We start from the raw sequence: 16312 nt of genomic DNA on the forward strand, positions 1-16312 counted from the left end.
GTGAGCACCCCCGTTCTTGAGAAGCCCAATGTCCTGCGGTCCGCGTTCGGCGGGCTGCCGCGCCCGTTCTGGGCGTTGTGGGGCGGCACGCTGGTGAACCGCCTGGGCACGATGGTCCTTCCGTTCACCGGCGTCTATCTCACGCAGGAGCGCGGCCTGTCGGTGGCGGCGGCCGGGGTCGTGATGGCCGTGTTCGGCGCCGGGTCGCTGGTGTCGCAGCTCGGCGCCGGCGTCCTGGCCGACCGGATCGGCCGCCGGGCGACGCTGGCGGCCGGCATGCTGGCCACCTCCGCCACGATGCTCTGGCTGGGCGCGAGCTCGTCGCTCGCCATGATCACGACGGCGATGTTCGTGCTGGGCGTGGTGATCGACGCCTACCGTCCCGCGACGAACGCGCTGGTCGCCGACCTGGTCTCCCCCACGGAGCGGCCCCGCGCCTACGGCCTGCTGTTCTGGGCGATCAACCTGGGGTACGCGTTCGGCATGACCGCCGGCGGGCGGCTGGCCGGCATGGGGTTCTCCTGGCTGTTCTGGATCGACGCGGCCACCTGCGTGGCCTTCGCGGTGCTGGTGTGGCGGGCCGTCCCGGAGACCCGGGCGAGCGGGCGTGAGACGGCCGGCGGGTTCGGCGTGGTGCTGCGCGACCGGGTCATGGTCGCGTTCACCCTGGTCATGCTGGGCAACGCGCTCATGTACTCGCAGACGGTGACGATGCTGCCGGTCGCGATGACCCGGACCGTGGGGATACCGTCCGGCGACTTCGGGCTGGCCATGGCGCTGAACGGGGTGATCATCGTGCTCGCGCAGCCGTTGGTGTCCGGGTGGATCGGGCGGCGCGACCCGGCGCGGATGCTGGCCCTGGGGCTGGCGATCATGGCGGCCGGGTTCGGGCTCACCGCGTTCGTCACCTCGGTGGCGGGGCTGGTGGCGACGATCGTGGTGTGGACGTGCGGGGAGATCGTGACGGCCGGCATCTCGGGGACCGTGGTGGCCCGGCTCGCGCCCCCTCACCTTCGCGGCCGGTACGCGGGGCTGGAGGGGTTCCCCTGGTCGGTGTCCGCGGTGCTGGGGCCGCTGTTCGGCGGGCTGCTGCTGGGGGTGGGGCCGCAGGCGCTGTGGTTCACGGTCGGCGGGCTGGGGCTGGCGTCGGCGGCCGGCATGCTCGCCCTCGGCCCCGCCATCCGCCGCCGCTGACCCGCCGCCTCCCCCGCCGCTGCCCCTGCCGGAGCCTCCCCCGCCGCTGCCCCTGCCGGAACTTCCCGGCCGCTGATCCCGTCCGAACTTCCCCGGCTCCACCGCCGTCGTACGGACCGAACGACGTTCAGGGGACGTTGAACGGCTTTTGATTGGATGGTGGCACCCGTCCGATACGTTCCTCCCCGAGCAACCGCAGGGTGACCGGGGCGAGAGGACGGGTGGGATGCGCCACGCTGGACGGGCGCGCGGGGTGGCGATCGGCCTGGCCTCGCTCGCCGTCGTCTTCGAGCTGACCAACATCTGGGTGACCGCCCAGCTCCCGCAGCCGTCGTACACGCCGTTGCCGTTCGCCCCCGAGGACGTCGCGGGCACGGCGTTCCCGGTGTTCGGCGCGATCCTGGTGCACAGCAGGCCGCGCCTGGTCATCGGGTGGCTGTTGGTGGTGGGCGGACTGGCCTCGGCTGCCAACATCCTGTCCGCCAACCTCAACCTGCTCCTCGACGGCCCGCCGCTGAACTGGCCGATCGTGAACGTCACCTGGCAGGTCGGCGAGCTGGCCCTGGGCGTCCTCCTGCCGCTCCTCTACCCGAACGGGCGGCTGCCGGGCAGGAGGTGGGGGTGGGTCGCCGGGCTGGCGCTGGCCGGCGACGCGCTCGACTGGGTCGCCGTGTCCCTCCGCAGCCATCCCCTGCGGGACGCCGCCCACTGGACGGTCGCGGCCGCCATGGGGCTGGCGTTCGTGTCGCTGGCCGTGCGGTTCGCCCGGGGTGACGCGGTCGAACGGCGGCAGTTGCTGTGGCTGCTGGTGACGCTGCCGGGGCTGCTCCTCCCGTGGATGCTCGGCGACCCGTTCTGGTGGCTGGCGTCGCTGGGGATCCCGCTGATCCCGGCGGCGATCGCGGTCGCGGTGCTGCGGTACCGGCTGTTCGGCATCGACACGCTGATCAGCCGGGCGCTGGTCGGGACCGGACTGGCGGTGGTGATCGGCGGCGTGTACCTGGCGGCCGGGGCGGCGTCGAGCCTGTTCCTGTCGGGGGTGGACCGGGTGGCGGGGCTCGCGGCGGCGCTGTTCGCCGGGGCGTTCTTCCACCCGATGCGCCGGCTGTTCCTGCGCGGCGTGGACCGCCTGCTCTACGGCAGCACCGGCGACCCGGACGCGCTGGCCGACCGGCTCAAGCTGCGCCTCCAGCTCGCCGACCCCGGCCACGGGCTGCTGGCCACGCTGGAGGTGCTGCGCGACGGGCTGTCGGTGACGGGCGTGGCCGTCGAGGTGGACGGCGCCGTGACGGTGACGGGCACGCTGGACGTCCCGGCCCGTACGGTGCCGCTGGTGTGGCACGGCGAGCCGGTCGGCCTGCTGCTGGTCGGGCCGACGGACCGGCGCCGCTTCCCGGCCGCGCACGACGAGCGGGTGCTCGGCACGCTCACGCCGTTCATCGCCGACGCCGCCCACGCCGTACGGCTGACGGCCGCGCTCCAGCGCTCGCGCGAGCGGATCCTCACGGCGCGCGAGGAGGAGCGGCGGCGGCTGCGCCGCGACCTGCACGACGGGCTGGGGCAGTCGCTCAGCGGGATGGCCATGTCGATCAACGCGGCGCGCGTGACCCTGCGCTCGTCCCCCGAGCGCGCCGCGCGGCTGCTGACGACCCTGCGCGAGGGCATGGACGCCGTCACCGGCGACATCCGGCAGCTCGTGTACGGCCTGCGCCCGCCCGCGCTGGACGAGCTGGGCCTGGCCGGGGCCGTCGAGGAGCTGACCGGCGCGCCGGTCGAGGCGTCCGGAGACCTCACCGGCCTGCCGGCGGCCGTCGAGGTGGCCGCGTACCGCATCGTTCAGGAGGCGCTGACGAACGCCCGCAAGCACTCCGGCGCCACCCGGATCGACGTCGCGCTGCGGCGCGGCGGCCGCCCGGGCGACTCCGCCGGGGCCGGCCTCGTCCGGGGCGGCGTGCTGCGGGTGACCGTCACCGACGACGGGTGCGGCATCCCGCCGGACGCGCGGGCGGGCGTGGGGCTGTCGTCCATGCGCGAGCGGGCCGCCGAGCTGGGCGGCACCTGCGTGGTCCGGCCGCGCGAGGGCGGCGGCACCGAGGTCCGCGCGGACCTTCCGCTGTGACGCGCGCCGCGGAGCTTCCCGCCGGGGACGGCGCCCGTGAAGCCGTTCTCCACCCGATCATCAGACACTGTAGAAAATCGCCATATACCCCGACGTCAAAGGGCTCTACGCTTACCTCTGCCATGCTGACTTTCACCGCGCTGGGACCGTTCCACGCCTGGTCCGACGGCGTCCCCCTCGACCTCGGCGGCCAGCGGCAGCGGGCGGTGCTCGCCCGCCTGCTCGTGGCCGGCGGCCGCGCCGTGCCCGTGACCATGCTCATCGACGAGCTGTGGCCCGGCGACCCGCCCGCGCAGGCGCTGTCGACCATCCAGGGGTACGTCTCGCGCCTGCGCCGCGCGCTCGAACCCGGCCGCGCGCCCCGCGAGGAGGCCGGGGTGCTCGTGTCGGCCGCCCGGGGGTACGCGCTGCGCGCCACGGCCGACCAGGTGGACGCCTGGAGGTTCGAGGACCTCGTCCAGTCCGACGGCGACCCGGCGCGCCTGTGGGAGACCATGGACGCGGCGCTCGCGCTGTGGCGGGGGCCGGCGCTCGCCGAGTTCACGGACCTGACCTGGGCGGTCACCGAGGCGGGCCGGCTGGAGGAGCTGCGGCTGGTCGCCGTGGAGCGGCGCGCCGGCGCGGGCCTCGCGCTCGGCAGGGCGACGGCGCTGGTCGCCGACCTGGAGGCGCACGCCTCGGCGTACCCGCTGCGCGAGGAGGCGTGGCGGCTGCTGGCACTGGCCCTGTACCGGACGGGCCGGCAGGGCGACGCGCTCGGCGCGCTGCGGCGGGCCCGCGCGATCTGGCGCGACGAGCTGGGGCTGGACCTGACGAGCGGGCTGCAGCGGCTGGAGGGCGACATGCTCGCCCAGCGTCTGGAGGAGCCCGCCGCCCCGGCGGGCCCGCCGACCGCGCCCCCGGCCGCATCCACGGTTTCGGCCTCGGCCTCGGTCGAGGGGCCGCCGCTGCGGGTGCTCGTGGCCGACGACCAGGCCCTGGTACGGGCTGGGATGCGGACCGTGCTGAGCGACGAGGCCGGGCTGGAGCCGGCCGGGGAGGCGGCCGACGGCGAGGAGGCGATCGCGCTCGCCCGCCGCACCCGCCCTGACGTGGTGCTGCTCGACATCCAGATGCCGCGCCTGGACGGCCTGGCCGCGGCGCGCCGCATCCTGGCCGACGAGCGGCCGCCCAAGGTGATCGTGATGACCACGTTCGGCAGCGACGAGAACCTGTACGCGGCGCTGCGGGCGGGCGTGAGCGGGTTCGTGCTGAAGACGTCCCCTCCGGAGCAGCTCGTGGCCGCGATCCGGGCCGCCGCGGCCGGTGACGCGCTCATCGACCCCGCCGTCACGACGCGGGTCATCGCCGGGTTCGCGGGCCGCACCGACCCGGCCTCTCCCCCGGCCCTGGCCGGGCTGCCCGACGACCGGATCGACGTGCTCAAGCTCGTGGCCCGCGGCCTGACGAACCAGCAGATCGCGCAGACCCTCGCGCTGCCCGAGCCGGCCGTGGCCGCGGAGGTGACGGCGCTGCTCGACCACCTCGGGCTGATCGACCGGGCGCAGCTCGTCGTCGCCGCCTACGAGTCCGGCCTGGTCACCCCGGGGGCCGCGATCACGAAATGACCCGTTCTTCGCCGCTTGGGTGCCGAAAATCATGGCGTATTAGGCTGGTCGTGTGGCTCAACTGCGCATCGCCCTGGCACAGACCAACCCCACCGTAGGAGACCTCAGCGGCAACGCCGGCAAGCTCGTGGCGTGGACCCGCGACGCCGCCGACCGCGGCGCCCACCTCGTGGTGTTCACCGAGATGTTCCTCACCGGGTATCCGGTCGAGGACCTGGTGCTGCGCACCTCGTTCGTGGACGCCAGCATCAGGGCGCTGCGGGAGACGGCCGCCCGGCTGCGCGACGAGGGGCTCGGCGAGCTGCCCGTGGTCGTCGGCTACGTCGACCGGGCCGGGCTGGCGCCGCGCGTCGGCCAGCCCAAGGGCGCGCCGCTCGACGCCGCCGCGCTCCTCCACCGCGGCGAGGTCGTGACCTGCACGGCCAAGCACCACCTGCCCAACTACGGCGTCTTCGACGAGTACCGCTACTTCGTCCGCGGCGACCGGCTGCCCGTCTTCCGGCTGCACGGCGTCGACGTGGCCGTCGCCGTCTGCGAGGACCTCTGGCAGGAGGGCGGCCCCGTGTCCGTCGTCGGCCGGGCCGGCGCCGGGCTGCTCGTCGTGCCGAACGCCTCGCCGTACGAGAAGGAGAAGGACGACGTCCGGCTGGAGCTGTGCGCGCGGCGGGCGCGCGAGGCCGGGTGCGCCCTCGTGTACGCCAACCAGGTCGGCGGCCAGGACGAGCTGGTCTTCGACGGCGACTCGCTGGTGGTGGACGCCTCGGGCGAGCTGGTCGCGCGGGCCGGGCAGTTCCGGGAGGAACTGCTCACCGTGGACCTCGACCTGCCGGTGTCGGACGCCGAGCCCGGCCGGTACCCGTTCGACGCGGGCGACGGGTCCACGATCACCGTGGAGCGGCTGGTGCTGTCGTCCGAGCCCGTCCCGCCGTACGAGCCGGAGCCCCCGGTCGTCGCGGAGCGGCTCGACCTGCACGCCGAGGTCTACTCGGCGCTGGTGCTCGCCGTGCGCGACTACGTGGCCAAGAACGGCTTCCGGTCGGTCATCCTGGGCCTGTCCGGCGGCATCGACTCGGCGCTGACCGCGACCATCGCCTCCGACGCCATCGGCCCCGACCGGGTGCACGTGGTGCTCATGCCGTCCCGCTACTCCTCCGACCACTCGCTCGCCGACGCCGAGGAGCTGGTACGCCGCCAGGGCGTGAACGCCCGCGTCGTGCCCATCGCCGACATCGTGGACGCGTTCGAGAAGGAGATCGAGCTGTCGGGCCTGTCCGCCGAGAACCTCCAGGCGCGCGTCCGCGGCATGATCCTCATGGGCCTGTCCAACGAGCACGGCCACCTGGTGCTCACCACGGGGAACAAGAGCGAGCTGGCCACCGGCTACTCCACCCTCTACGGCGACTCGGCGGGCGGCTTCGCCCCGATCAAGGACGTGCCGAAGACGATGGTGTGGGAGCTCTCCCGGTGGCGCAACGAGCACGGCGACCCGTCGTTCCTGCTGCGCGCCGAGCGGCCCGTGCCGGAGAACTCCATCACCAAGGAGCCCAGCGCCGAGCTGCGTCCCGACCAGCGCGACACCGACTCGCTCCCGCCGTACGAGGTGCTGGACCGGCTCCTCGACGACTACGTCGAGAAGGACATGGGCTCGCGCGAGCTCATCGAGGCGGGACACGCCCCGGAGCTGGTGGCGCGGGTCATCCGGCTGGTGGACCTGGCGGAGTACAAGCGGCGCCAGTACCCGCCGGGACCGAAGATCACCCCGAAGAACTTCGGCCGAGACCGCCGCCTGCCCATCACCAACCGCTGGCGCGAGACCACCTGACCTCTGGGCCAGGGCCGCGGAAGAGCCCGAACGGCAAGGCCCTCACGAGTCGCCCCGGGGCGAGGGGCCTGCCGGCCCCTCGCGCTCCCCGGCACCGGACGGGAGACCTCACGGTGAAAGGCGTCGTCCGTTCACCAGGACGACGTGCTCAGGCCGCGGGGGCCTTCGGCGTCAGCCTGACATCCACGGCCGCGTCCAGCGCACGCGCCAGCCGTCCCAGGACCGGCAGGGCGGGCATGACCCACCCGCCTCGAAACGCGCGACCGCCGACTGGGTCATGCCCGCCTCGCGCGCCAGGTCGCTCTGGGTCCAGCCGCGGTTCTCCCGCATGGCGCGCACGGTCTTGCCCAGTTCGTGGGCGAGGCGGGCCGCTTCGTAGGCTTCGGCGGCCCCGGGCTCCGCCATCCGACGATCTCTGAGCTGCTGCCACTCTTCCCGGTCGCCCATCTGGCCCTCCTGGAAGCGGGCCTTCTGCTGCTGGGAGATCGACGCAGAAGGCGACCTTCGCCGGCTCATAGCAGCGATGCTATAAGGTCTAGACTTCGATACGCAGCGTTCTCGATCGAATACCCGGCGCAGCCCTCGCGAGAGCCGCCCATGCAACAGTTTCCCCGCCTCGTCCCTCTCAGTTGTGAAGGACCGACGAAGGGCGATGAGTTGTGGATGCAGATGCCCGTTTCGCGGAGTTCGTCGCTGAACGTGGTGACGCGCTCCTGCGCTACGGCTACATGCTGGCCGGCAATCCGCACGACGCGGCCGACCTGGTGCAGGAGGCGCTGCTGAAGCTGCGCGGCGCCTGGCCCCGGCTGCGGCGCAAGGAGAACCCCGAGAGCTACGCCCGTACCACGATGGCCCGGCTGCACATCGCCACCTGGCGGCTGCGCCGGCGCGAGCTGCTCGCCTGGGAGCTGCCGGAGCTCGAACACCACGACCGGTTGCCCGGCGGCGACGAGCGCAGGATGTGGCAGGCGCTGGCCGGTCTGCCGCGCAAACAGCGCGCGGTGCTGGTGCTGCGCTACTACGAGCAGCTCGACGACGCCGAGATCGCCGCCGTGCTGGGGATCTCGCGCGGGACCGTGCGCAGTCAGGCCGCACGCGCTCTGGACAAGCTCCGGGCCGCCGTCCCGGCCGAGCCGATGACGAGGGGGAACGCACGATGACCGAGGTCGAGGACACGCTGCGGGCGACGTTCGGCCGGGCGGAGGACCACGCGCCCCGGCTGCCCGCGCTGCTGGCCGAGCGGCTGGTGGTGGTTCACCGGCGCAGGAGGCGGCGGGTCAGGACGGCGATGGCCGCCGCGGCGGTCGCCCTGGCCGTGGGCGGGACGTTCGCCGTGACGCGCGGCGGCGACACCATCACCGCCGTGCCCGCCTCGGAGCGGTACTCCGCCAAGCCGGACGCCCCCGTGCGGCAGGTCTGGCCCCGGGCCGTGAAGGAGGCTCCGGCGAAGGGACCCGGTGGCCTGGACTGGCGGCTGGACGCGCTGATCGACGACCGCACGGCGCTGATGGTCACCGTGACGGCGGACGTCGGGCGGGACGCCGCCCTGTACGCCTACGACCTGGAGGACGGCACGCAACGCGAGATCGTCACCTTCCCGGAGCCCGAGGACGAGAGCGGCCACGCCAACGGGATCGCCGTGGGGGGCGGGCACGTCGTCTGGTGGACCGGCAGCAAGGACCGCGTCGCCAGCCTGTGGACCGTGCCCGTGGACGGCGGGAAGCCGCGGCTCCTCGGCACCCGGAGCATCAAGGAGGGCGACGGCAGCGGGATCGACAGGATGGCCGTCGCCGGCGACAGGCTCGTGTTCTCGCTCTACACCGGCGGGGTCTTCTCCGTCCCCCTCACGGGCGGCACGGTCGAGCCGGTCGAGGGAGGCGCGGGGATGCACCTGCTCTCCTGGCCGTGGATCGGCACGCCCGGGCCGGGCGGCGAGCCCCATGGCACCGTGTACGCCCGGATCGTGAACGTCGAGACGGGCGAGACCAGGACGGCCGTCACCGAGCCCGGCGAGCAGATCCAGATCTGCGGCGTGACGCTCTGCTTCGGCCAGAACGCCGAGGGCCGGAGCCTCGTCCGGCACCGGGACGGCTCCGCGTCCAAGGCCCTGCCGGGGGACGTGGCCCTCATGGACCCGCCGACGCAGGACCGCTTCTTCGTCTCGACGTACGGCGACGGCCGGCCTGAGGGCGTGGGGCTCTACGACGTGGAGACCGGCGCGTCGGGCGACCTCGGCATCCGAGGTGATGGCCAGCTGATCTCCCTGCCGTCCACCGAGCCGACCGGCCGGCTCCTCAGCTACAAGCGGGGTGACCGGCTCTACCTGATCGACCTGGCCAAGCTCCGATGACGTCGGCGCCGGCCGGAGACGTCAGGCACATGCCCTCCTGATGTCCTGGTCCGGCTGACGAAGTCGACGACGGGCCTGGTCAGCGGAAGACCCCGCTGTAGGCGTTGAGGGCGGGCTGGCCGCCGAGGTGGGCGTACAGCACCGTGGAGTCGCGCGGGATCTCCCCGCTCCGCACGAGGTCGACGAGGCCCGCCATGGACTTGCCCTCGTAGACCGGGTCGAGGATCACGCCCTCGAGGCGGCCGGTGAGCCGGATGGCGTCCACGGTGGACGGGACGGGGACGCCGTACAGGTCGCCGGCCCAGCCCTCCAGCAGGGTGATCTCGTCGTCGCGCAGGTCACGGCCGAGACCGATGAGCTCGGCCGTGCCGCGGGCGATCTTCTCGATCTGGGCGCGGGTCTCGGCGGGCTCGGCCGAGGCGTCGATGCCGAGGACGCGGCGGGGACGGTCCTGGCCGGCGAAGCCGGCGATCATGCCCGCCTGGGTGCTGCCGGTCACGCTGCACACCACGATCGTGTCGAAGAAGACGCCCAGCTCCTCCTCCTGCCGCCGCACCTCCTCCGCCCAGCCGGCGAAGCCCAGCCCGCCGAGGGGGTGGTCGGAGGCCCCGGCGGGGATCGGGTACGGGGTGCCGCCGGCCGAGCGGACGTCGTCCAGGGCCTGCTGCCAGCTCTCCTTGAACCCGATGCCGAAACCCGCCCGCACCAGTCGCACGTCCGCGCCCATGATCCTGGACAGCAGGATGTTGCCCACCTTGTCGTTGACCGGATCGGGCCAGTCCACCCAGCTCTCCTGCACCAGCACGGCCTTCAGCCCGGCCTTGGCGGCGGCCGCGGCGACCTGGCGGGTGTGGTTGGACTGCACGCCGCCGATGGTGACGAGGGTGTCGGCGCCGCGGGCCAGGGCGTCCGCGACGAGGTACTCCAGCTTGCGGGTCTTGTTGCCGCCGAACGCCAGGCCGCTGTTGCAGTCCTCGCGCTTGGCCCAGACGCGGGCGCCGCCGAGGTGGTCGCTCAGCCGGTCCAGCGGGTGGACGGGGCTGGGCCCGAACATCAGCGGGTAGCGCGGGAAGCCGTCGAGGGGCATCTGTCGCTCCTTGCCTGGTGGTGTGTCATGGGCGATCGCCGACAGGCCGGACAGCGCCTCGCGTACCGCGAGCTCGTGCACGGCGTCCCTCGGCATGCCCGCCGCGTCACGGGAGGGTCCAGGTGACCGTCCGTTTCAGGGCCCCGTGCGTGTCGTAGGACCTGGCCCAGCCGAGGGTCTCGAACCGGCCGTTCTCCTGGTTGATCCACTTGTCTTCGCGGTTGAAGTTGTAGCGGTCGTAGGCGTGGACGGTGATGTCCATGGTGGCCTTGCCTCCGTCGACCCGGACGTCCGCGCTGCCCCAGATGGAGTGGCGGCCGAGTGCGAACTCCCAGTTCTTGGTCTCCGTCTTGTCGATGTTCACCGGCTCGCCGGTCATCTGGAAGTCCCGCCGTCCGCTCTCTCCGTAGAGGCGCTCGGCGTTGCGCTGGGCGCGGCGGATCTCGGCGTCCACGGCGTCACGGATCAGCTTGTCGTCGTTGTACGCCTTGTCGTAGTCGATGCGGTAGTCGTCGCCGGAACCTTCCAGGTAGTGCTTGAAGGTGGCGGCCGCCTCGTCGAACCCCGGCGTGGCCTCCTCGGCGAGTTGCAGCGCCCGCCACTTGTGCCAGGTCATGTGGTCGTCGATGGAGGGCTTGGCGTCCGGGTCGTACGGCCAGGGGTCGTCGAAGGGGATGCCGGGGTCCCGGGCCGGGCCGAGGTCGTACTTGCCGTCGCGCGGGCCCTTCTCGGGAGGGTTCACGGGCGGGCGCGGATGGCTCTCCGGCCGCCCGTCCACCAGCCAGGCGACGCCCGCGGAGGAGGCGGCCAGGCCCTTGACCGCGTACGCGCGGCGCAGCAGCGAACCCGCCGGACGGGACGGGAGCGACGGGGGCTTGGCGTGCAGGATACGGCGCAGGCGGGTCTCCACGGCGTGGACCAGCCGGTGGCCGAAGTATCGCTGCAGCCTGCCCCGCAACGTCGCCACGGCCTTCCTGGCGAAGGTCCGCAGCATCATGACGAAGCCGCGGGCCCTGAGTGCGGCGAGCCCGCCCGAGAGGGCGGCCATGGACGCCGCCCAGACGAGGGCTGTCAGAACATAGGCCGCCAGGAGCAGCAGGAGGGCCTTGACGATCTCGACGATCCGGGCGAACAGGTCGCAGCCGTCGGCCAGCGCGTGCAGGGTGACGGCGAGGCTCTGCAGGTGACCGGACCGCGCGTCGTCGGCGTGGTAGTCGGCCCAGTGTCCCGTCAGCGCGTCGATGTGGTCCCCGGCGTTGTGCCGGGCCGCATGGCCGACGGCGCCGTGCGCCGCCGGGATCGTCTGTGTCTCGAGGGCGGTGCCGCAGGCGCGCAGGGCCGTTCCGCAGGCGCGGATGTGGTCCTCGTCCTCCCGCGGCCAGTCGACGTGGAGCAGGCCGAACGGAGCCTGCAGAGCGGGGGGCAGGGTCAGTGCCATGCGAGCGGGCGGACGGTCAGACGGGGCGGTCGGCGCCGGCGATGCCGGCGTCCTGGACGCCGGCGTACGTGTCGGTCTCCGCCCGGCGGAGATCGTCGGCCATGTCGCGGATGCCGTCGCCGGTCCGGTGGAGGTTGAGGCGCAGCACACCGCAGGCGTCACCGAGCAGGTCGCCGAGCCGGTCCATGGCCGCGCCGACGGGCGTGCCGCCCCACGCCGTGTCGCCGGTGTTGACCATGGTCGCGAGGAGGTTGCCGGTGTGCCGCTCGAACTCGGCCGCGGCGTCCAGCAGGCCGTCGCCCGCACTGCTCAGCGACGAGTGATCGAAGCGGTATACCTGTGTCACCTGCGCCTCTCCCGTCCCGTTGATACGCGCTCATCACACTTTACTTCGACAGCCACGGTCGTGGTCTACGCTGACCGGCTATGGGCACCGAAGCGAGCATGGATTTCGACCCCGTGGACAAGTTGGCCGGGAAGATCGGGGAGGCCCGCAAGGCCGTCGAGCAGGGACGCACGGCCCTGTCCGGTGGCCCGGGAGCCGTGACGTACGTCCCGGTGCCCGTCGTGCCGGCCTCCAACGCGTTCGGCGACACCAGCAGGGCCACCTCCGCCGGCTCCGCGCACGCCGACCTGCAGACGTCGGCCGACGACCTGGCGGAGATCCTCATCGGCGTGCTCACCTCCGACGAGAGCAGGCTCCGCAAGGTCATCCGGGCGTTCAAGGAGCTCGACGACGACCTCGCCGACCGGCTGTTCGCCGGGGCGGCCAAGGGCTTCGACGTCTACAGCGCGCACGTGCACAGTCATGGTCTGCACAAGTACGACGACTTCGTCCGCTCCGACCAGATCGGCAAGCTCCACGAGGCCATGAACCGCGGGCCTTCGCTGCTGGGCGCCGACCTCAACGTCGTGACGCACAACGGCGACAACGTGCAGAAGAACGCGTCCGGGGGCGCCATCCACGACCTCAAGGACGAGGGTTACACGGTCTACTCGGGGGCGGTCGGCGAGGACGGCAAGGTCGTCGGCACCTCACCGTCGGGAACCCGCATCGACCACGTCGCGGGCTCGCCGGCCTTCACCGTGGACGGGCCGCCCGTCCTGTTCGACGGGGCGACCTCCGACCACGACGGCCAGCGGGTCGACGTGGAGATCCCCAACTGGTAGGCCGATCACCTGGGCCTGATCTGCACCTCGGTCCTGGCCGCGGACCGGCCCTCGCCGTCGTCGATCCGGCTGTCGCCACCGCCGGGTTGGTTGGCGGGCACCGTGATGCTGCCGCCCTCGACGTCCAGCTTGACCCGTTCGCTGTCACCGGTGCCCTCGATGACGTCACCCTCGCGGACGAGGACGGCGTTGCCGAACGGCGCGTTGATGATGTCGCCGATGATGGGCCAGTCGTCGTTCGCGTGGTACTTCTTGCTCGCCTCCTCGAACCTGACGTCCCAGTTGTCGCCGGTGCGGTTCTCGAGCTCCTCCTCCAGGTTGGCGATGTCGTGCCGGAAGACCTCCTGGACGGTGGCGATGTCCGCGCCCTGGTCGGCGACCACCTGGGCGATGCTGGAGATGTCCTCGGAGTCGGTGCCGGCGGAGTCGCCGGGCGAGTTGCCGGCGCCCTGGCCGATGTTGAGGTTCAGCATGCGCACCGTGCGCGGCTTCCACTCCTTGGCGATCAGCTCGAGCTGGTTCTCGTAGAACGCCATGTCACGCTTCTTCTCGGCCAGCACCTCGTCCACCCGCCCGCGGATCTCCTGCGCCGTGCTGATCGCGCCGGCGACGAGGCTCGACTCCTTGGCGTCGCGCGGGCGGAAGGTCAGGCCGGTGAGGTCCGTGGTCGTGGGCACCGCGGCGAGCTTCTTGCGCTCGTCGTCGAGGAGCCCCTGCTGCACGCGCAGCACAGTGGCGGTGTAGCCGAGCAGCTCGGCGACGTTGACGGCCCACGCGCCGAACCGCTCCACATCGGCGGTGAACTTCTTGCGGTAGTCGTTGAACGACTTGGCGGTGTCGCCCGTCCAGTGCTCCTTGGCGAACACCGTGTGCGCGGCGTCGTTGATCAGCCCCTCCACGGAGCCCACCTTGGTACCGAGCGCGCGCCACGTGCCGGCCAGCACCTCCAGACGACCCGGATCGGCTTTCAGGTCCCACAGGTCGGTGGTGGTGATCGGGTCGGGCTGGGCCATCAGCGCCTCCTCGGTACGGTGAACGGCCGCACCACCCTTACACCCTCGCACGATCTTCTGCAAGATCGCCTTCAGCGAGCTCGGCGGTCGCAGCAGGTACGGGTAGCCGTCATTCGGCCGGCCCGAAAACCGAAGGCAACCGATCCCCGCCGGTGACCGAAATAAGGATTACGCTGGATAACTGGGGGATCTCATGAACATCGGCTTCTTTCTCATTCTCCTGATCGCCGTGGCGATCGTCTTCAGCATGGGTTTCCTGCTCGTCGAGACAGTGCTCAAGATGGTGCGCGACGAGAACTGGAACGTGGGCGCCCGCGCCGAGCGTCACCGTCCCCTGCGCAAGTGACGCACCGGAGGGCGGTCAGCCAGACAACGCACGGCCTCCTCGATGCGAGCGCGGCGTTTGGTAAAGTGAACGCATGGTTCATCAAAGTGGCCCCCTGCAGGAGTCCCTCTACCTGGAGGACACGTACCTGACCGGGCTCAGCGGTCCCGTGGCCGCGACCGGGCAGGACGAGGACGGCGGGGCGTGGATCGCGCTGCGGCGGAACATCTTCCACCCCCAAGGCGGCGGCCAGCCCGCCGACCGGGGCAGGGTGGGCGCGTGCGCGGTGACGCCCGCGCGCCACGCCGCGACCGGCCTGGTGGTGCTGCGGGCCGTCGACGACACCGGTCCCGGGCTCGGCGACCTGGCGGAGGGCGACGTCGTGGAGGCCCGCCTCGACGCGGACCTGCGCCTGCTGCACGCCGCGCTGCACACCGCCGGCCACCTGGTGGAGGCGGCGGCCCGGGCCGAGGGCTGGAGCCTGGCCGGCAACAACCACTTCCCCGGGCAGGCGCGCATCGAGCTCACCGCGCCGGAGGCCGGCGGCTCCCTGGCAGAGCCCGAACAGCGGGACGAGGCCGCCGACCGGCTGCGCGCGTTCGTGGCCGCCGCCGTGGCGGGCGACCTGCCGGTCGTCGCCGGCCGCGATCCCGAGGGCCGGCGGGTCGTCCGGCTCGGCGACCTGCACGCCGCTCCGTGCGGGGGCACGCACGTGCGCTCTCTCGGCGACCTGGCGGAGGTGACGATCTCGGGCGTGAAGCTGAAGAAGGGCCGCGTCCGCGTCTCCTACTCCGCCGCCCACCGCCCTCCCATCGCAGGACCGCTCACCGCCGGACCTCCCGGACCGCTCACCGCCGGACCGCTCGCCGCCGGCGCGGTTCGATGAGCGCCGCCCCGGGGCGTGACCGGCGGCCCGCCAGCGGGGCCGCCGCCGCGGCCGGCGCGCAGATCCAGCGCCGCCGCCTGCAACGCGGGATGAGCCAGGCCGAACTGGCCCGGCGCACCGGGCTGAGCAAGGCGACGCTGTCGCAGCTGGAGGCGGGCCTGGGCAACCCCACCGTCGACACCCTGGACGCCATCGCCGTCGCCCTGGCCGTCCCCCTCACCGACCTGCTGGCCCGCCACTCCGGCGACGGCACCGTCCATCTGCCCTCGACGCCCGCCGCGCCCGGCGAGCCCACGCGCGAGCTGCTGCGTCGCATCAGCGGCGGCCACAGCCTGGAGATCTGGCGGCTGCGGCTGCCGGCGGGCACCACGGTCGACGGCGTGCCCCACGCGCCCGGCACCACCGAGCACCTGCTCGTGGCCTCCGGCCGCCTGCTCGCCGGCCCGTCCGACGACCCGCGCGATCTGGGGCCCGGCGACATGCTGGCCTTCGCCGGCGACGCGCCGCACCGCTACCGCACCACCGATGACGAGTCCGCCGACGTCACGGTCGTCATCGCCTCCCCCTCCGCCGGATGAGCGCCGGGTGAGGGCGAGCGCGGATCAGGAGATCAAAGGGGAGCGGCGTCCGTCCGGCCCCGCGGACCAAGCTCGGGCCGGGCGGACGCCGCCGGCGTGAGGGTCAGGCGCCGCGGGCGGCGTCGAACCTGGCGATGACGTCGTTCCAGTTGATCAGGCCCCACAGCTTCTCGACGTAGTCCGGGCGGACGTTGCGGTACTGCAGGTAGTACGCGTGCTCCCAGGCGTCGAAGACGAGCAGCGGGGTGGTGTTCATGCCGACGTTGCCGTGGTGGTCGTAGACCTGCTCGACCACCAGGCGGCGGCCGAGGGGCTCCCAGGCCAGCACGCCCCACCCGGAGCCCTGCACGGTGGCGGTGGCGGTGGTGAGCTGCTTCCGGAAGGCCTCGAAGGAGCCGAAGTGCTCGACGATGGCGTCGCCCAGCTCGCCGTCGGGGCGGTCACCGCCGTCGGGCGACAGGTTCTCCCAGAAGATCGTGTGCAGCACGTGCCCGGACAGGTTGAACGCGAACGTCTTCTCCAGCCCGACCAGACCGCCGAACTCGCCCTTGTCACGGGCCTCGGCCAGCCGTTCGAGGGTGTCGTTGGCGCCCTTCACGTACGCGGCGTGGTGCCTGGCGTGGTGCAGCTCCAGGATCTCGCCGGTGATGGCGGGCTCCAGGGCGGCGTAGTCGTACGGCATGTCCGGAAGGGTGTACTGGCCCATCGGCGCGCTCTCCTCCA

General features: G+C 72.8%; 16 protein-coding genes. 10 read left to right on the top strand and 6 right to left on the bottom strand.

Translation table 11 applies throughout. The features are described from left to right. From HTZ77_RS08560 to HTZ77_RS08575, 4 genes are all read left to right on the top strand, one after another. Positions 1-1194, top strand: a complete 1194-nt coding sequence (locus tag HTZ77_RS08560) for an MDR family MFS transporter (protein WP_175588928.1) — start codon at positions 1-3, stop codon at positions 1192-1194. Between the two features lie 226 nt (positions 1195-1420). After that, positions 1421-3313 carry a sensor histidine kinase gene (locus tag HTZ77_RS08565; RefSeq protein ID WP_175588929.1) on the top strand — a complete coding sequence of 631 codons (1893 nt, stop codon included), beginning with the start codon at positions 1421-1423 and terminating at the stop codon, positions 3311-3313. Positions 3314-3435: 122 nt separating this feature from the next. Continuing rightward, positions 3436-4920, top strand: coding sequence for a BTAD domain-containing putative transcriptional regulator (locus tag HTZ77_RS48105; RefSeq protein WP_175588930.1), 1485 nt, complete (start codon positions 3436-3438; stop codon positions 4918-4920). 52 nt (positions 4921-4972) lie between these two features. After that, the gene (locus HTZ77_RS08575) at positions 4973-6742 is read left to right on the top strand and encodes an NAD+ synthase (RefSeq protein ID WP_175588931.1); all 1770 of its coding nucleotides are present in this window, start codon (positions 4973-4975) and stop codon (positions 6740-6742) included. A gap of 171 nt (positions 6743-6913) precedes the next feature. Here the strand turns inward: HTZ77_RS08575 and HTZ77_RS08580 are convergent, their stop codons facing one another. Then, the gene (locus HTZ77_RS08580) at positions 6914-7258 is read right to left on the bottom strand and encodes a helix-turn-helix domain-containing protein (RefSeq protein WP_328808490.1); all 345 of its coding nucleotides are present in this window, start codon (positions 7256-7258) and stop codon (positions 6914-6916) included. A gap of 143 nt (positions 7259-7401) precedes the next feature. Here HTZ77_RS08580 and HTZ77_RS08585 point away from each other — a divergent pair, with 143 nt between their 5' ends. Together HTZ77_RS08585 and HTZ77_RS08590 are read left to right on the top strand one after the other, a co-directional pair. Beyond that, the gene (locus HTZ77_RS08585; protein ID WP_175588932.1) at positions 7402-7902 is read left to right on the top strand and encodes a SigE family RNA polymerase sigma factor; all 501 of its coding nucleotides are present in this window, start codon (positions 7402-7404) and stop codon (positions 7900-7902) included. After that, positions 7899-9092 carry a TolB-like translocation protein gene (locus tag HTZ77_RS08590; protein WP_175588933.1) on the top strand — a complete coding sequence of 398 codons (1194 nt, stop codon included), beginning with the start codon at positions 7899-7901 and terminating at the stop codon, positions 9090-9092. The genes HTZ77_RS08585 and HTZ77_RS08590 overlap by 4 nt, the downstream gene beginning before the upstream one ends. Before the next feature lie 79 nt (positions 9093-9171). Here the strand turns inward: HTZ77_RS08590 and HTZ77_RS08595 are convergent, their stop codons facing one another. From HTZ77_RS08595 to HTZ77_RS08605, 3 genes are read right to left on the bottom strand one after another with little or no spacing between them, the layout of a single operon-like run. Beyond that, entirely contained in the window at positions 9172-10275 is a 1104-nt protein-coding gene (locus HTZ77_RS08595) for a 1-aminocyclopropane-1-carboxylate deaminase (protein WP_235994451.1), read from the bottom strand. 10 nt (positions 10276-10285) lie between these two features. Next, positions 10286-11617, bottom strand: coding sequence for a WXG100-like domain-containing protein (locus HTZ77_RS08600; RefSeq protein ID WP_175588934.1), 1332 nt, complete (start codon positions 11615-11617; stop codon positions 10286-10288). 16 nt (positions 11618-11633) lie between these two features. After that, complete coding sequence (locus HTZ77_RS08605; RefSeq protein ID WP_175588935.1) at positions 11634-11963, bottom strand: hypothetical protein; 330 nt, start codon at positions 11961-11963, stop codon at positions 11634-11636. An 80-nt stretch (positions 11964-12043) separates the two neighbouring features. Between HTZ77_RS08605 and HTZ77_RS08610 the strand changes: the two genes are divergently transcribed. Next, complete coding sequence (locus HTZ77_RS08610; protein WP_175588936.1) at positions 12044-12787, top strand: endonuclease/exonuclease/phosphatase family protein; 744 nt, start codon at positions 12044-12046, stop codon at positions 12785-12787. A 5-nt stretch (positions 12788-12792) separates the two neighbouring features. On the opposite strand, the gene HTZ77_RS08615 is transcribed toward HTZ77_RS08610, so the two are convergent. Beyond that, positions 12793-13800: a hypothetical protein gene (locus HTZ77_RS08615; protein WP_175588937.1), complete on the bottom strand. Its 1008-nt coding sequence runs from the start codon at positions 13798-13800 to the stop codon at positions 12793-12795. A gap of 193 nt (positions 13801-13993) precedes the next feature. Here HTZ77_RS08615 and HTZ77_RS08620 point away from each other — a divergent pair, with 193 nt between their 5' ends. From HTZ77_RS08620 to HTZ77_RS08630, 3 genes are all read left to right on the top strand, one after another. Beyond that, positions 13994-14146 (top strand): hypothetical protein, encoded by a 153-nt coding sequence (locus HTZ77_RS08620; protein ID WP_175588938.1) that lies wholly within the window; start codon positions 13994-13996, stop codon positions 14144-14146. A gap of 73 nt (positions 14147-14219) precedes the next feature. After that, positions 14220-15011, top strand: a complete 792-nt coding sequence (locus tag HTZ77_RS08625) for an alanyl-tRNA editing protein (protein WP_175588939.1) — start codon at positions 14220-14222, stop codon at positions 15009-15011. Beyond that, positions 15008-15589 (top strand): helix-turn-helix domain-containing protein, encoded by a 582-nt coding sequence (locus HTZ77_RS08630; protein WP_175588940.1) that lies wholly within the window; start codon positions 15008-15010, stop codon positions 15587-15589. Before HTZ77_RS08625 ends, HTZ77_RS08630 begins: the two co-directional genes overlap by 4 nt. 103 nt (positions 15590-15692) lie before the next feature. On the opposite strand, the gene HTZ77_RS08635 is transcribed toward HTZ77_RS08630, so the two are convergent. Next, positions 15693-16295 carry a superoxide dismutase gene (locus HTZ77_RS08635; protein ID WP_175588941.1) on the bottom strand — a complete coding sequence of 201 codons (603 nt, stop codon included), beginning with the start codon at positions 16293-16295 and terminating at the stop codon, positions 15693-15695. Positions 16296-16312: the final 17 nt, after the last annotated feature.

The sequence above is a fragment of the Nonomuraea montanisoli genome, assembly GCF_013363975.1.
In the GTDB taxonomy this organism is placed as follows: Bacteria; Actinomycetota; Actinomycetes; order Streptosporangiales; family Streptosporangiaceae; genus Nonomuraea; species Nonomuraea montanisoli.

What these genes read in the sequence shown, in the direction of transcription:
- HTZ77_RS08610 (WP_175588936.1), top strand. Translation starts at nt 12,044, where the DNA reads ATGGGCACCGAAGCGAGCATGGATTTCGACCCCGTGGACAAGTTGGCC.
- HTZ77_RS08600 (WP_175588934.1), bottom strand. Translation starts at nt 11,617, where the DNA reads ATGGCACTGACCCTGCCCCCCGCTCTGCAGGCTCCGTTCGGCCTGCTC.
- HTZ77_RS08580 (WP_328808490.1), bottom strand. Translation starts at nt 7,258, where the DNA reads ATGAGCCGGCGAAGGTCGCCTTCTGCGTCGATCTCCCAGCAGCAGAAG.
- HTZ77_RS08630 (WP_175588940.1), top strand. Translation starts at nt 15,008, where the DNA reads ATGAGCGCCGCCCCGGGGCGTGACCGGCGGCCCGCCAGCGGGGCCGCC.
- HTZ77_RS08615 (WP_175588937.1), bottom strand. Translation starts at nt 13,800, where the DNA reads ATGGCCCAGCCCGACCCGATCACCACCACCGACCTGTGGGACCTGAAA.
- HTZ77_RS08590 (WP_175588933.1), top strand. Translation starts at nt 7,899, where the DNA reads ATGACCGAGGTCGAGGACACGCTGCGGGCGACGTTCGGCCGGGCGGAG.
- HTZ77_RS08625 (WP_175588939.1), top strand. Translation starts at nt 14,220, where the DNA reads ATGGTTCATCAAAGTGGCCCCCTGCAGGAGTCCCTCTACCTGGAGGAC.
- HTZ77_RS08565 (WP_175588929.1), top strand. Translation starts at nt 1,421, where the DNA reads ATGCGCCACGCTGGACGGGCGCGCGGGGTGGCGATCGGCCTGGCCTCG.
- HTZ77_RS08635 (WP_175588941.1), bottom strand. Translation starts at nt 16,295, where the DNA reads ATGGGCCAGTACACCCTTCCGGACATGCCGTACGACTACGCCGCCCTG.
- HTZ77_RS08595 (WP_235994451.1), bottom strand. Translation starts at nt 10,275, where the DNA reads ATGCCGAGGGACGCCGTGCACGAGCTCGCGGTACGCGAGGCGCTGTCC.
- HTZ77_RS48105 (WP_175588930.1), top strand. Translation starts at nt 3,436, where the DNA reads ATGCTGACTTTCACCGCGCTGGGACCGTTCCACGCCTGGTCCGACGGC.
- HTZ77_RS08620 (WP_175588938.1), top strand. Translation starts at nt 13,994, where the DNA reads ATGAACATCGGCTTCTTTCTCATTCTCCTGATCGCCGTGGCGATCGTC.